Source organism: Psychrobacter sp. PG1 (genome assembly GCF_014897815.1).
Classification (GTDB): Bacteria; Pseudomonadota; Gammaproteobacteria; order Pseudomonadales; family Moraxellaceae; genus Psychrobacter.
Genome location: NZ_JABUZG010000061.1, coordinates 14,028 through 28,656, shown reverse-complemented (window position 1 = coordinate 28,656; position 14,629 = coordinate 14,028). Strand labels below are relative to the sequence as shown.

General features: G+C 43.6%; 13 protein-coding genes. 10 read left to right on the top strand and 3 right to left on the bottom strand.

The window, feature by feature from the left end; all coding sequences use genetic code 11:
- Positions 1 to 115: 115 nt before the first annotated feature.
- Positions 116 to 979, bottom strand: a complete 864-nt coding sequence (locus tag INT03_RS09770) for a universal stress protein (protein ID WP_193008800.1) — start codon at positions 977 to 979, stop codon at positions 116 to 118.
- A gap of 313 nt (positions 980 to 1,292) precedes the next feature.
- Here INT03_RS09770 and INT03_RS09765 point away from each other — a divergent pair, with 313 nt between their 5' ends.
- The 10 genes from INT03_RS09765 to INT03_RS09720 all read left to right on the top strand — a co-directional run bounded on the left by INT03_RS09765 (position 1,293) and on the right by INT03_RS09720 (position 11,959).
- Positions 1,293 to 1,826, top strand: a complete 534-nt coding sequence (locus INT03_RS09765) for a DUF2058 domain-containing protein (RefSeq protein WP_193008799.1) — start codon at positions 1,293 to 1,295, stop codon at positions 1,824 to 1,826.
- Positions 1,827 to 2,203: 377 nt separating this feature from the next.
- Positions 2,204 to 2,608, top strand: coding sequence for a hypothetical protein (locus INT03_RS09760; RefSeq protein ID WP_193008798.1), 405 nt, complete (start codon positions 2,204 to 2,206; stop codon positions 2,606 to 2,608).
- Between the two features lie 260 nt (positions 2,609 to 2,868).
- Positions 2,869 to 5,055: an FAD-dependent oxidoreductase gene (locus INT03_RS09755; protein ID WP_193008797.1), complete on the top strand. Its 2,187-nt coding sequence runs from the start codon at positions 2,869 to 2,871 to the stop codon at positions 5,053 to 5,055.
- A 51-nt stretch (positions 5,056 to 5,106) separates the two neighbouring features.
- Entirely contained in the window at positions 5,107 to 6,414 is a 1,308-nt protein-coding gene (locus INT03_RS09750; protein WP_193008796.1) for an ABC transporter substrate-binding protein, read from the top strand.
- A complete protein-coding gene (locus INT03_RS09745) occupies positions 6,411 to 8,198 on the top strand; it encodes an ABC transporter permease (RefSeq protein ID WP_226950305.1) in 1,788 nt (595 codons plus the stop codon). The genes INT03_RS09750 and INT03_RS09745 overlap by 4 nt, the downstream gene beginning before the upstream one ends.
- Positions 8,199 to 8,297: 99 nt before the next feature.
- On the top strand, positions 8,298 to 8,942 hold the full coding sequence (locus INT03_RS09740) for an ATP-binding cassette domain-containing protein (RefSeq protein ID WP_193008795.1): 645 nt from the start codon (positions 8,298 to 8,300) through the stop codon (positions 8,940 to 8,942).
- A gap of 71 nt (positions 8,943 to 9,013) precedes the next feature.
- Positions 9,014 to 9,649, top strand: a complete 636-nt coding sequence (locus INT03_RS09735; RefSeq protein ID WP_193008794.1) for a CDP-alcohol phosphatidyltransferase family protein — start codon at positions 9,014 to 9,016, stop codon at positions 9,647 to 9,649.
- 24 nt (positions 9,650 to 9,673) lie between these two features.
- On the top strand, positions 9,674 to 10,483 hold the full coding sequence (locus tag INT03_RS09730; RefSeq protein ID WP_193008793.1) for a sterol desaturase family protein: 810 nt from the start codon (positions 9,674 to 9,676) through the stop codon (positions 10,481 to 10,483).
- Between the two features lie 239 nt (positions 10,484 to 10,722).
- The gene (locus tag INT03_RS09725) at positions 10,723 to 11,277 is read left to right on the top strand and encodes a carboxymuconolactone decarboxylase family protein (RefSeq protein ID WP_193008792.1); all 555 of its coding nucleotides are present in this window, start codon (positions 10,723 to 10,725) and stop codon (positions 11,275 to 11,277) included.
- Between the two features lie 28 nt (positions 11,278 to 11,305).
- Positions 11,306 to 11,959 (top strand): DsbA family protein, encoded by a 654-nt coding sequence (locus tag INT03_RS09720; RefSeq protein WP_193008791.1) that lies wholly within the window; start codon positions 11,306 to 11,308, stop codon positions 11,957 to 11,959.
- A 192-nt stretch (positions 11,960 to 12,151) separates the two neighbouring features.
- On the opposite strand, the gene INT03_RS09715 is transcribed toward INT03_RS09720, so the two are convergent.
- Positions 12,152 to 12,763, bottom strand: coding sequence for a TetR/AcrR family transcriptional regulator (locus INT03_RS09715; RefSeq protein ID WP_193008790.1), 612 nt, complete (start codon positions 12,761 to 12,763; stop codon positions 12,152 to 12,154).
- 185 nt (positions 12,764 to 12,948) lie between these two features.
- Positions 12,949 to 14,472: an aldehyde dehydrogenase family protein gene (locus INT03_RS09710; protein WP_193008789.1), complete on the bottom strand. Its 1,524-nt coding sequence runs from the start codon at positions 14,470 to 14,472 to the stop codon at positions 12,949 to 12,951.
- Positions 14,473 to 14,629: the final 157 nt, after the last annotated feature.

Here is a 14,629-nt window from a genome sequence, read left to right as displayed (position 1 = left end):
CCAAAAATAGTATGATGAGATGATCCTTTAGCAAACGTCAGATATGCTCACTGAACGTTATCGACAGCTAAAGGCGCAATGATTGCACCTCGCTATTATAAACCTTACCGAGTTTTCAACGTAATAAAATCACAGGAGATAGCGTGCTGGCGATAATTTCTGTCGTGGTACTACCAAGAAATAATTGTTGCAATTTCGAATGTCCATAAGCACCCACTACCATGATATCAATGTTGTTTTCTATCTGAAACCTTAACAAGCCGTCGACGGCATCGGAGGCAGATAAATGATGTGCCGCGACGCTAAAACCTGCGTCCTCCAATTGTGCCGCTGCGGCGCTTAAGCTTTGTTTTGACGCGTCGTTATGATTGCCTATCATGACGATATGACCTTGTAATCCTTTTAATACAGGACTCCTCGCAACCATCCATGCTGCTTTAATAGCCGTTTTACTACCATCAAAAGCTATCATATATGAGCTAGGCTCTTTGAACGTCTCTGAGCAAATCAATATAGGAACGTCAGATGCGCGGGCAACGGTTTCGATTTGGCTACCGATATTAATACGGCTGCTTTTGTGATCTTCACCTCGGCGTCCCATGACGATGGCACGATTTTCTGCTTTAAAATGCTCAATGGCAGGTAACAGCTTGCCGCGACGTTGATAGATACGAATATCGACCTGAGTAAAGTTACCTTGAATATGGCTTTTTGCATCTTGTACCAAAGCATTGCTATAACTGTTCACCACCTTCGCTCTTTGCTCGTCTAACTGTGTCAATTCCTCCAATAAAAACTGGCGGCTATTGACTCCTATTGCGCCTGACAAATCGCGTCTGGTCGAGGCTGGAACCTCACTCACATGCAACAACGCTACGGGTAAATTTAACTTACTGGCATACCATGCTGCATAGTCACAAACCGATTCAGTCACTGCCGAGCCGTCTATACAGGCTAAAATGTGCTGTGATGTTGTCATATTCCGTCCTTAAATTTAACGATTTAACCCTATACAGCTTTCTATACCCACTATAAATATGGTCACCGAAAAACATGGTTACCAATGAACATAGTTACCAATGAACATAGTTACCAAAAAATGTAACGGCAAAAAAAGCGTATCCATTGCCTTGATAATAACCAATTTAAACGGCTTCAGCCAGCGATGTGTGCCCACTTCTACCATAATTAAAAAAAGTCTTGTCATCGTCTAACAACATGCCGTAGCGAATTTTGCTACAATGGTTTTTTAGCATTTATGATTTAAGTATCCTTATCTAGGTGATGGAATTATGGCAAAAAATGCCCTACAGGCTCAGTTGTTAAAAGCGGGATTGGTGGATAGCAAAAAAGCCAAGAAAATCAGCAAGCAGACTCAGCATGCCAAGCGTACTGGTGACTCAGAAAGCATGCAAGCGAAAAAAGCGTTGGCAGAAGCCCAAGCGAAAAAACTAGAGAAAGATCAAAAGCTCAATCAAGAAAAGCAACGTATTTTAGAAGAGAAGATGCTCAAGGCCAATATCGTACAGATGATTAAGCAGCATCAGATTGCCGATACCAATGGCGATTTTAATTATCAATTTGTCGATAATGCTAAGGTTAAAAAAATCTTTGTCACTCAAAAACTATATGACCAAATCGTCGCCGGTCATGTGGTGATTGCACGACTAGAAGAAGGCTATGCCCTACTTCCTCGTCCGTTGGCAGATCGCATCGATGCAAAAATGGAGGGCTTCATGGTCGTGTCTAACGATACATCAGAAGAAGTACTAGCAGAAGATGATCCTTATGCCGCCTATGTGATTCCAGACGACTTGATGTGGTAACCGTTCAATTTCACCACACTTATGATGTCAGCCAAAAGCCTTTCATGAACTATATCAGTCTATGAAGGGCTTTTTATTGTACGAAAAGCGACCACCTTTAACCTAGCATTGCTGCTTTGGTTGAAAAACGTAACGATACTCTCGAACAGTAGCATGCTTGAGGCTACGAACTCGAACAACCATTCAATAACAACTACAATGCGGTTTATTGACCTACTGAGCGTTAGTATTTTATCTAATTTTGAGTAATCACTCAAAATAAACACTTTATTCATGCTTACTGCCTGACAATAGTAGTCATTGCCATATATTTCATTAATTAGACTTGCTAAGCTCTTTTGCACTCACTTTTAACGCTTATTAAGAAGAAATAACTTATGCCAAAACATCTCCCTCTTTCACTGTTATTGCTTCGACTGGGTATTTTCATTGTTTTTTTAGTCTGGACTTTAGATAAGCTGATTAATCCTGATCATGCCGCAGGCGTTTTTTCTAGTTTTTATGGTTTTGAAAGTATAGGCGACACCGTGTTTTATGTCATTGGCGCGGCTCAATTCATCCTCATTCTATTGTTTGTCACAGGATTATTCAAAACTTGGACTTACGCCATCATCTTGCTACTTCATGCGATTTCGACGTTCTCAACCTTCGGCTTATACCTCAAGCCTTTTGATAACTTGTTGTTCTTTGCAGCATGGCCGATGTTGGCTGCGTGTTTGGCGCTTTTCTTAATGAGAGATTGGGATACCTTAACCTTGGGCAAAAAAGTTTCTTTAGCCTAAACATCAGTCATGTTTGTCGTTAGATTGGGCTGGATTGAACATGCAAGAATATAAATACTAGCCTACGAAACTCAAGCTCTATACTATGAAGACTACTGAGTGAGCTGTTTTATTGTATATAAATGCACAAACCATGCAAAAAACTTAACGCAATTGTCGTTACCACTAACTTGTCATTACCACTAACATGGTCAAGGTTCTTAATCATAAAAGAATGACGATGACTTTAGCCTTCGCTCTACTAATTAGCCGGATATTTTATGATTAAAAGAATATTGTTAATACTGTTAATATTAATATTAGCAGCAAGCTTTTTCTACTTTGACCTCAATCAATTATTGACGCTTGACGGTTTAAAAGGGTCGATGACGCAATTTAACGACTACAAAGCGCAATCACCATTATTGATTATCGGTGGATTCTTTTTACTTTATGTCGTCGTCACCGCCCTATCCTTACCGGGTGCCGCTATTTTGACTCTGGCAGCTGGTGCATTATTTGGTTTATGGCAAGGGTTACTGGTCGCCTCATTTGCCTCAAGTATTGGTGCGACACTCGCCTTTCTAACCTCACGTTATTTACTGCGTGATACGATTAAACAGCGCTTTCCTGAGCGCTTAGCAGCCATTGATGCTGGCGTCGAAAAAGAAGGCGGATTTTACTTATTTACCCTACGCTTAGTGCCGATATTTCCTTTCTTTTTGATTAACCTATTGATGGGTGTCACCGCGATTAAAGCGAGGACATTCTACTGGGTAAGCCAAATCGGTATGCTCGCTGGCACCTTCGTATATGTCAATGCTGGTACGCAATTGGCGCAAATTGACAGTTTGTCGGGGATTTTATCGTTTAATTTGATTGTCTCATTTGCGTTGTTAGGTTTCTTCCCATTAATAGCAAAAGGCATATTAAATATGCTAAAAAAACGCCGCGTCTATAAAAACTATAGCAAACCTAAAAAATTCGATCGGAACATGATCGTGATTGGCGCAGGTGCTGGCGGGCTAGTCACTAGCTATATCGCGGCGACCGTCCGAGCAAAAGTAACCTTAATCGAAGCGGGCGAGATGGGCGGTGACTGCTTAAACTATGGCTGTGTACCCAGTAAAGCACTGATTAAAAGCGCAAAAGTGGCAGAACAAATGCGCAATGGTGAGCGTTATGGCTTGGAAAATACCCCACCAGAATTTTCATTTAAGAACGTCATGACCCGCATCCATAAAGTCATCGCTGACATCGCCCCAAACGACAGCGTCGAGCGTTATACGGACTTGGGTGTCGAAGTATTAAAAGGTTATGCCAAATTCATCGACCCGTGGACGGTAGAGATTGCGCTAAACGATGGCGGCACGCAAACTCTAACCGCACGTTCCATCGTTATCGCTACTGGTGCGCGCCCATTTATCCCAGATTTGCCGGGTTTGGAAGAAACGGGCTACGTGACCAGCGATACCATATGGAATAAATTTTCCGAATTAGAAGAAGCGCCGAAAAAGCTGGTCGTCCTTGGCGGCGGACCAATCGGCTCTGAGCTGGCACAAGCTTTTGCACGCTTAGGCTCAAATGTCACCCAGATCGAAAGAAGCGCGCGTCTCATGAAAAAAGAAGACGTGGAAGTCTCAGAATTTGCGCAGAAAGTCCTCATTGAGAGCGGCGTAAACGTTTTAACCTCGCATCAAGCGATTCGCTGTGAAACTCGCGATGGTAAAAAGTTCATTATCGTTGAAGTGCAAGGCGACAGTACCGTTAAGCAAGACCGTCAGAACAAGCAAGAAATCGCTATTGAATATGACGAATTGCTTTGTGCCGTTGGACGTAGTGCCCGCTTAGAAGGATATGGTCTTGAAGATTTGGGCATCGAAACGGAGCGTACGATTGATACCGATGACTATTTAGAAACCCTTTACCCTAATATCTACGCCGCTGGTGATGTCGCTGGTCCTTATCAATTTACCCATGTGGCCTCCCATCAGGCATGGTACGCTGCCGTAAATGGTTTATTTGGACATCTAAAGAAATTTAAAGTAGATTACCGCGTGATTCCGTGGACGACCTTTATCGATCCAGAAGTCGCACGCGTGGGCTTAAATGAGCAAGAAGCTATTGAAAAAGGCATCGATTTTGAAATTACCCGCTACGACTTTAAAGATTTAGATCGCGCGGTGACGGAAAGTGCCAATCATGGTTTTATCAAAGTCATTACCCCTAAAGGCAAAGATAAAATACTTGGCGTGACCATCGTCGCTGAACATGCTGGGGATTTAATGCCAGAATTCATACTGGCGATGAAGCACGGTTTAGGGCTGAATAAAATACTTGGCACTATCCATATGTATCCAACGTGGGCAGAGGCTAATAAATACGCGGCTGGTGAATGGAAACGTAATCATGCGCCCGAAACGATATTAAACTGGCTTGAGAAATACCATACATGGCGTCGAGGTTAGCTGGGTTTTTATTCACTGCGCTAAAAACATATCATCATAACGGAAACTTAAATGTACGTTATCAAATCTCTGCCCGCTTTGACCGCGTTAAAAAACCTAAGCCGCTATAGCGCCTATGCTATGGTGCTTAGCATTTGTGTTGGTATATCAGCAAGCACTGCCTCACCCACTACTGGTAACCTTAATCAAAATTTATCATCTTGGCAGCAAATAGAGGCGCAAGGGGAAAACCAAGACGTCTACTTTTATGCATGGGGCGGTGATCCACAGATCAACGCCTATCTACAGTGGGCTGCCAAGCAAGTCGATGATAAATATAATATTAACTTGGTTCATGTGAAATTGAGCGACACCAGTGAAGCCGTTAGCCGTGTACTTGCAGAAAAATCTGCCAATAACAACGATAAAGGCAGCGTTGATCTCATCTGGATAAATGGCGCAAACTTTGCCACCATGAGTGAGAATTCATTATTACTCAAACAATGGGCGAATAAGCTCCCTAACTTTGCCTTGACCGATCCAGAGAACAATCCTGCGGTTAACTTTGATTTTGGTGTGCCGACCAACGGCATGGAAGCGCCATGGGGACAAGCTGCGTTGACCTTTTATTACGACAGCTTATCAACTGACAAGCCACCAACCACTTTAAATGAGCTAGTCAATTGGACAGCGCAAAACCCCGGGCGTTTTAGCTATCCAAAGCCACCTGACTTTTTAGGAATGAGCTTTTTAAAGTATGCCTTAGTCATGCTGCACGAAAATCAGGATGCTAAGATAGGCAAAAACATCAAGGCACAGCTCAACCTGCCAGCCACTGAGCAAAATACAGATATGGTATTAGCCCCTTTATGGGCATTTTTAGATGACTTACATCCCACTCTATGGCGTAAGGGTGAGCAATTTGTGCAAACGGGCGCACACATGCGGCGCTTGGTCGATGATACCGAGCTGAGTCTGGCCTTTACTTTTTCTGCACCTGAAGTACCAGCGGCCGTGCAGCGTTATGATTTACCCGAGAGCATTCGTAGCTATGCCATGAGTGATGGCAGCTTAAGTAACACCCATTTTGTGGCCATTCCTTATAACGCCAGCCATCCGCAAGCCGCACAGCTAGTGGCAAACTTTTTGATGAGCCCAGAAGCACAGGCCAAAAAGCAAACCCCTGATATATGGGGTGATAAAACCGTACTTGTTCTCTCTACGCTCAATCCTGAACAACAAGCGCTATTCAAAGACAATAAACCACACCCTAGCGCCCTGCCTTTTGATAGCATCAAACGTACCGTGAGTGAACCACATCCAAGCTGGGTTGATGCCATTATGCAAGGCTGGCAAGCGCGTTATGGGGTTAGCCCATGAGTAAAAATACTAATAATAAAACGGCAAAGGAAAAAGTCCATTCTGCAACAATTACTGGCATAACCGCGCCTTATAAAACAGATCTATTTACGCGTATCGTCTCCTTGAGTCCGACATTTTTACTGCTGCTACTGATATTACCGGTACTAGGTGGTTTGGTGTGCGTGCTGTTACCTGCCTTTAGCTGGGTGCCTGCACTTGAGCAAACGACTGTTAGTCTACAAGGCTTTCATGATCTCTGGCAGACGCCTGGTCTTACTCAAATGGTCGCTTTAAGCATCGCTACTGGATTAATCAGCACGTTACTCGCTTTTGTCATGACCTTGATGATATTGGCGGCGTTTTTTAATAGCGTTTGGCTGACCCGTATTGAGCGTTTGCTTAGTCCAATCTTGGTCATTCCTCATGCAGCAGCAGCCATTGCGGTTGGTTTTTTAATTGCGCCTTCTGGTATGTTTTCACGCCTTATATCACCATGGCTAAGTGGCTGGGAATTAGCTCCAGACGGTATATTTCCACATGACCCCTACGGCATCAGCATTACCTTGGGTTTAACCTTAAAAGAGCTGCCGTTTTTATTATTAATGGCGCTAGGTGCTTTGGCACAACCAGAGCTTGGTAAAAAGCTACGTCAGCAGTATAAAGTCGCGCTAAATCTCGGCTATTACCCCATTACTGCCTTTTTTAAAGCGGTACTCCCTATCCTCTATCCTTTTTTACGTTTGCCTATCTTAGCCGTGCTGGCCTATGCCAGTGCCAGCGTAGAGATGCCATTGATATTGGGTCCAAACACGCCGCCAACGCTCGCGGTTACTATCATGCAATGGTTTAACGATGTGGATTTAAACTTACGTATAAAAGCCTCGGCGGGCGCATTATTACAGCTGGCGTTGACGGGCAGTTTAATCGCCTTGTGGCTTGGTGCTGAGAGAATCATAAAAACTTGTTTTAATGGTACGTTGGTCAATGGCAAGCGCAGCTATGCCGATGCACTATGGCAAAAAATCACCGCAGCGTTGACCGCTGTGGTGATTGGCTTTATCTTGCTAGCGCTCATTGGGCTGGTAATGTGGTCAGTGGCTGGTTTTTGGCGCTTTCCCGCCGTATTGCCAGAGCAGTTAGTGTTATTACATTTTCAAAGCGCCTTTACGCAAATGGGTACGCCGCTATTTAATACCATTACAATCGGTATCGTGAGTACTATATTTGCCATTGTGCTGACTTTATTGTGTTTAGAAGCTGAGCAATTAAGTAAAAAGCCACTTTCAACATTTACCAGTTTAATTATCTATTTGCCGCTATTAGTGCCCAGTATTGCTTTTTTATTTGGCTTAGTATGGCTACAGCAACTGGTGAATAATCAAACGGCGTTTTTTAATGTGGCTTTTACCCATCTACTTTTTGTGCTGCCCTATGTGTTTTTATCGCTTGCCAGTAGTTATCGGCGTCTAGACCCTCGTTTTGCTTATGTAGCCGCGAGCCTTGGTGCAACTCCTGCTAAAGTGTTTTTGCAGGTCAAATTACCACAACTGTTTGCGCCACTGTTAATTGCTATCGCCCTTGGTTTAGCCATTAGCTTTGGCCAATACTTGCCGACATTATTGGCAGGTGGCGGACGTATCGCCACCATCACCACAGAAGCCGTAACCCTCGCCAATGGTGCCAGTAGACGCACCAGTGCGGTGTATGCCATCATCCAAATGGCGCTACCATTAATTGGTTTTATATTGGCGTGGGTATTGCCCAAGTACTTCTTTAAAAGTGGTAAAAATAGCAGCTGTTAAAACGTTTTTTGAAATACATTCGTTTTGAAAAGCACTGACTTTAAATAGCACTGATTTTGAAAAACAACTCACTATAAAAACGCAGATAAAGGGCTCTTGATGCAATCCTCTTTACAGATAAAAAACTTGCAGTTATATCGACAAGGCGAGCTACTACTCAGCCTAGATGAGCAGATTGCTGGTGGTGAAATATTGACTGTCATGGGCCCATCTGGTAGTGGCAAATCAAGCTTATTGAACTGGCTGACAGGCACTTTACCAAATGGTTTTACCGCTATTGGTGAGGTCTGGTTAAATGATGAAAATGTAAGCCATCTGCCGACGCATCTGCGGCATATTGGGGTACTGTATCAAGATGCCCTACTGTTTTCGCATTTATCAGTCGCGGGTAATATTGCGTTTGCGATGCCTAAAAGTAATAAAAACAGCAATAAAAAACAGCGCCGTGAAAAAATAGAACAAGCGCTGGCACAAGTGGGGCTAGCAGGCATGGGAGATCGCCATCCTGATAATTTATCGGGCGGACAACAAGCAAGAGTGGCGCTACTGCGCACCTTGCTCAGCGCACCAAAAGCGATACTACTTGATGAGCCTTTTAGCAAGCTTGATACCCAACTTCGAGTAGATACGCGGCAACTGGTGTTTGAGCAAATCCGCACTCATAAACTTCCCGCCATCATGGTCACGCACGATTATAGCGATGCTGAGGCCGCAAACGGTAAAGTTATTCATTTAGACCTGTAGTTTTAGGCTTATACTTTTAGACTTGTAGATCTAAATTCTAAACATCAAAGCGAAATACAAAAGGCAAGCGCATGCTAGATAAATTTCTTACGCCCATGATTAAGCCGATACTAAGCCCTGTCGTCGTTGTCTTGCACAAACGCGGTATTACGGCTGATCAACTCACGGTGGCAGGCTTTTTAATCGGTATGTTAGCGGTGCCATTACTGGCGTTTGAGCTTTGGTATGGCGCACTGGCAGCCATTGCATTAAATCGTATTTTTGATGGTCTTGATGGCGCTTTAGCCCGTTATGCAAAGCAAAGCTCTAGCGCAGGCGGCTATTTAGATATTACGCTCGACTTTTTATTTTATGCCGCCATCCCGCTGGGATTTATATTGGCAAACCCTGAACAGAATGCCATTGCTGGCGCTTTATTACTCGCGACCTTTATTGGCACAGGCTCTAGCTTCTTAGCGTTTGCCATTGCTGCGGAAAAGTTTACACTGGATAAACCACAGTTTAAATATAAGAGTTTTTATTATTTAAATGGTTTGACGGAAGGCACCGAAACCATCGCACTGTTTGTCGCTTTTTGCCTGTGGCCACAGCACTTTGTATTACTCGCCAGCATTTTTGCCACTGCCTGCGCGATTACGATTTTTACCCGTATCCATGGCGGCTACCATACCCTTAAACAGCTAGAAATAGATAAAAACAGTATATAAGTAGACTAAGTTAAGGGGCAGCTAATGACTAACGAAGTATGGTGGCGGCTTGGGTTCTTTTTAAGCATTTTAGTGATTATGATGCTGATAGAATGGCGCATGCCTGCACGTCAAGCACCGATCAAAAGCAGCAAACGCTGGTTCGCTAACTTTGGCTTGGTTTTTATCTCGTCAGTTATTGCTCGTCTAGCGGTGCCTGTCGGTCTAACGGCTGTGGCGCTGTATAATCAGCAGCATGGGATTGGCTTATTTAATATCATCAATTTGCCAAGTATCCTAGTCATCATACTAAGCTTGATATTGCTCGACATCATCATTTACTGGCAACATCGACTATTTCACCGCGTACCTATGCTATGGCGTTTGCATAAAGTCCATCACGCTGATGCACATGTCGATGCCAGTACAGGGCTTAGATTTCATCCCATTGAAATCATTTTAAGCATTCTAGTAAAGCTCGTTGCCGTCAGCTTGTTGGGCGTTCCTGCCATCGCCGTATTGATATTTGAGATTGCGTTAAATGGCTTAGCAATATTTAACCATGCCAATATTCGCCTGCCACCTGCGCTTGAAAAACCGCTACGCTTAATATTCATGACCCAGATTTTGCACCGTATTCACCATAGCCAACGCGTCAGTGAGACCAACTCAAACTATGGCTTTAGTATCATCTGGTGGGATTGGATTTTTGGTAGTTATAAGGGTAAAGCAAAGCAGTCTGATAATGAGCTAGATATTGGACTAAAAGAATACCCAGCAGCCAAACAAAATGCCTCGCTATGGGGATTGTTAACAATGCCATTTAGCAATAACTTGGTTAAGAAAAACAAATAACTGTCGTGATGTCGCCTAGCTTCGAATGTAAGTCAAAGTTACAAAAAACTTGAGCATTCACTCAAATATTATTTGAACGATTGCTCAAAATGAATTATAGTGGCTGCAGTTGTTGAGCGACTCACGAAAATCTCACTTATAAAATTGAGTATTCACTCAACTATATAATAGGTTCTCAAGTCGTTTCTACACACTTACTTTTACAACAATTCACTAATAATTATCCGAAGGACTTTCACATGACTGAATTTACTCTACACGACAAAGACACAGCCCCAGCAGCAAGCAAAGACTTGCTTGATGTTTCTATCAAAGCGTTTGGCATGGTACCTAACCTACATGCCGTCATGGCTGAAGCACCTGGGCTATTAGAAGGCTATCAACGCCTGCATCAGTTGTTTTTAGACAGCAGTTTCGATGATGAGGAAGTCACGGTCGTATGGCAAACCATCAACGTCGAGCATGAGTGCCATTACTGTGTACCCGCTCATACTGGCATCGCCAAAAGCATGAAAGTAGATGACGCCATTACTGATGCATTACGTAATGAGACACCACTACCAACTGAAAAACTAGAAGCATTACGCGACTTTACGCTATCGGTCGTTCGTGATCGTGGTAATGTAAATGATGACGCAGTGCAAGCGTTCTTAGATGCAGGCTTTACTAAACGTCAGATTTTAGAAGTGGTTCTTGCAGCGGCTCAAAAAGTGATGAGCAACTACACCAACCATTTGGCCAACACGCCAATCGACAAGCCTTTCCAAAAGTTTGAATGGCATAAAGCTGTCTAATTATATAAGAACCAAATAAGGAGCCACCATGAGTAATTTAAAAAAGCCATTACGAATAGATATCGTGTCAGACGTGGTCTGCCCTTGGTGCGCTATCGGCTATAGTCAACTAGCCGAGGCATTAAAACAAACCAACACTCCACACGAGATTCACTGGCATCCATTTGAGTTAAATCCTAATACACCGCACGAAGGACGAAACTATCGTGAGCATATCATGGAGAAGTACGGTACGACTGCTGAGGACGTTCAAGAGAACCGAGCTAGAATGACAGAAGTAGGTGCTGAAGCTGGATTTAATTTTCAGTTTACCGATGACTTTCGTACTTACAATACTTTTAATGCGCATCAGTTGCTGCATTGGGCCGATCAACAAGGGCGTATGCACGAGCTAAAGCAAGCATTGTTGGTCGCACATTTCGTCGATAATCAAAATGTATCAGATCATAGTGTGCTTGCCGATGTTGCGGCCGATGTTGGACTGGATCGTAGCGAAGCACTAGCGGTCTTAAAAGATCAGCGATTTGCTGCAGCGGTAGAAAAAGAAAAGCAGCATTGGCAGCAACAAGGCATTCAAAGTGTGCCTTCTATGGTTTTCAATGAGCGTCATTTAATTAGCGGCGCACAAGGTATTGAAAATTATAAAAGCATTTTGCAGCAGTTAGCTGACATGCCAGACTAAACCATGAAGTCATGGTTTAGTCTTCAAAGCTGAGAGTTTTAGAAAAGCTAAGGGTTTTAGAGTTACTGTATAGCCCGAGACTATACAGTAACTCTAAAACCCTTTTTTCATACCAAAAATATCTTAGCAATCAGCCTTACTTAATCGGCAATAACCCTTTAGCAGTGCTTATTTGCAAATAGTCAACATGAACTACACGCCAACAGGCTTATCAATACGCAGCCCTTCTATAGAGAGTGCCATATCTTCAGCCAACGCTTGCACCGCTGCACTCTCGACATCACGCTGCGCAAAAGCACGCAATCCCATCACTTCAGCCTGCAAGCGACGACCTAACCTAGTCGGATCCAACTTACTATCAAGCTCACCCAGCCGCTGTGCTTCGGTAAAGTAATTTATAAAACGCAGCTCCATACCTGCCAGCAGCATTTCAACTTTTTGTAGCGCTGTCTGCTCACGAGCACCAAGCTCCAGTAAGCTTTTGACCAACATGCAAGCCTGACTCGGCAGCCCTTTATCACGAATACCGCCCAGCTGACGCACGAAAGCGGCTAACCCCAACAGCGGCGATTGATAAGCGCCCATTACCCGCTCAAGCTCACTCAAACCTAGGCGAGCATAGTAGTCTAACGCTTCTTGAAATAATCCATCTTTACTGCCAAACGCAGCATAAATGCTTCCTGGACGCATATCGAGCGCCTCTTCTATGTCTTTTAACGAAGTAGCATGAAAGCCTTTTTGCCAAAAAAGCTGTAACGCGCGTTCTAAGGCATCCTGACGGTTATAAAGTGCGGTACGTGACATAGTTTTTCCATCTCAAAAGCTGTAATCTCATATAAAAATAAGCACAGCGATAAAATTTGAATGATTGCTCAATTTTATATCGAATGGCATTCTTAGTCCAGTAAAGTTAATTTACAAAGCAAATATCTTATTTAGCCATTGGTAGCAATATTAATGGCTAAATAAGATATGAAAGCGCCCAACGTTTAATGACTCAACAGCACGTGCTTGCTTTTTTGATACGCAGACAAGCCGTCTACGCCCAGCTCACGACCGATACCGCTTTGCTTAAATCCGCCCCACCCTGATTCTGGCAGTACAATTTGCTGTTCATTGATCCAGATATGACCCGCTTGAATCTGTAGCGCCATCTCTACGGCCGCCGTTTCATCAGCGCTGACAATGCTCGCGGCCAAAGCAAACTGGCTATCATTGGCTAAAGCAATCGCCTCGGCATGGTCGGTAAACGTTTGACTCACTAGTATCGGCCCAAAAACCTCTTCTGTCCATAACTGACTGGTCACTAGAACATTGGTATAAATCGTCGGCATCGCAAAATACCCTTGCCGATTTAAGATCTCACCACCTGTGAGACAAGTCAGGTTTTCGGCAGCAGCAAGGTCGAAATATTTTTTTACTTGATTTAGTTGCTGCTCACTAACCAGTGGACCCATTTGCGTGTCAGTGTCAAAGCCATCACCAATTTGCAAACTTTCTGTATTAACTTTTAATGTATCGAACAACGACTGAGCAATGCTTTCATGAACAAGCAGTCTTGAGGTGGCTGAACAGATCTGACCGGCATTGGTAAATATACCACCGATAATCAAATCACAAGCGTGGTCGATATCAGCATCTGCACATACGACGATGGCTGACTTACCGCCCAGCTCTAGACTGATATCCTTAATACCTTTTGCCGCTTGGCTCATTACCTTTTCACCAACGGCGTTGCTACCAGTAAAAGAAATTTTGTCGATTAATGGATGGCAGGTCATGGCAGCGCCCACTTCAGCTGCACCCGGCAAAATATTAACGACTCCTTTCGGTAGTTTAATAGCAGACAACATATTGCCCAGCATCAACTCTGGCAATAATGTCACCTCGGAGGGCTTTAATAGCACCGTACAGCCTGCAGCCAATGCAGGGGCTAACTTCCAAGCAGTAGTGACCATTGGAAAATTCCACGGGACAATAAGGGCGCAAATACCAACAGGTGCATACGTTTTTAGCAAGCGTATGCCTGACTCGCTGGTGGATACCTCCGACCACGTCGCTTGTTCTGTGATGAGATTGGCATAATAGCGATAGCAGGCAATGGCATCACTCACGTCTATTTTTGCCTCTTCAATGGGCTTACCATTATTTAACACAGACAATCCCACCAATTTGTCAAACTGCTCCTCCATCTTCTCGGCAATGGCATTGAGATACGATGCACGCGTGCTTACGGCGGTTCGCGACCAAGATGGATACGCCGCAGAAGCCGCATTGACTGCCATTTCTACCTGTACCTTGGTACACAATCGAGTGGTAGCGATGATTGTTCCCGAATTTGAATCATATAAATCATAATTCGAATCATAGCTATCAGCGTCAGCAGTATCGGTAGCAGGCGCTTCAATAGTCATCCATTTGCCATCTATATAAGCTGCATTTAACATCACTTCATCGTGAACCGTTTGGATGGCGCTTTCTCTCGTTAAACTGTTAGCATTCGTCATTTCCATGATGGTCAATCACCTTATATGGTTTGATATAATTGTTTTATACCTATTGTCTTTAATTTCATTTATAAGTGTCTCTATCAATCATTCGCTAAGTAATCGGTTTATCTAACTAAAGAATAAACCGATTATTTGGCACATTATCGTGATGCTAGAGGCT

What these genes read in the sequence shown, in the direction of transcription:
- INT03_RS09770 (WP_193008800.1), bottom strand. Translation starts at nt 979, where the DNA reads ATGACAACATCACAGCACATTTTAGCCTGTATAGACGGCTCGGCAGTG.
- INT03_RS09765 (WP_193008799.1), top strand. Translation starts at nt 1,293, where the DNA reads ATGGCAAAAAATGCCCTACAGGCTCAGTTGTTAAAAGCGGGATTGGTG.
- INT03_RS09760 (WP_193008798.1), top strand. Translation starts at nt 2,204, where the DNA reads ATGCCAAAACATCTCCCTCTTTCACTGTTATTGCTTCGACTGGGTATT.
- INT03_RS09755 (WP_193008797.1), top strand. Translation starts at nt 2,869, where the DNA reads ATGATTAAAAGAATATTGTTAATACTGTTAATATTAATATTAGCAGCA.
- INT03_RS09750 (WP_193008796.1), top strand. Translation starts at nt 5,107, where the DNA reads ATGTACGTTATCAAATCTCTGCCCGCTTTGACCGCGTTAAAAAACCTA.
- INT03_RS09745 (WP_226950305.1), top strand. Translation starts at nt 6,411, where the DNA reads ATGAGTAAAAATACTAATAATAAAACGGCAAAGGAAAAAGTCCATTCT.
- INT03_RS09740 (WP_193008795.1), top strand. Translation starts at nt 8,298, where the DNA reads ATGCAATCCTCTTTACAGATAAAAAACTTGCAGTTATATCGACAAGGC.
- INT03_RS09735 (WP_193008794.1), top strand. Translation starts at nt 9,014, where the DNA reads ATGCTAGATAAATTTCTTACGCCCATGATTAAGCCGATACTAAGCCCT.
- INT03_RS09730 (WP_193008793.1), top strand. Translation starts at nt 9,674, where the DNA reads ATGACTAACGAAGTATGGTGGCGGCTTGGGTTCTTTTTAAGCATTTTA.
- INT03_RS09725 (WP_193008792.1), top strand. Translation starts at nt 10,723, where the DNA reads ATGACTGAATTTACTCTACACGACAAAGACACAGCCCCAGCAGCAAGC.
- INT03_RS09720 (WP_193008791.1), top strand. Translation starts at nt 11,306, where the DNA reads ATGAGTAATTTAAAAAAGCCATTACGAATAGATATCGTGTCAGACGTG.
- INT03_RS09715 (WP_193008790.1), bottom strand. Translation starts at nt 12,763, where the DNA reads ATGTCACGTACCGCACTTTATAACCGTCAGGATGCCTTAGAACGCGCG.
- INT03_RS09710 (WP_193008789.1), bottom strand. Translation starts at nt 14,472, where the DNA reads ATGGAAATGACGAATGCTAACAGTTTAACGAGAGAAAGCGCCATCCAA.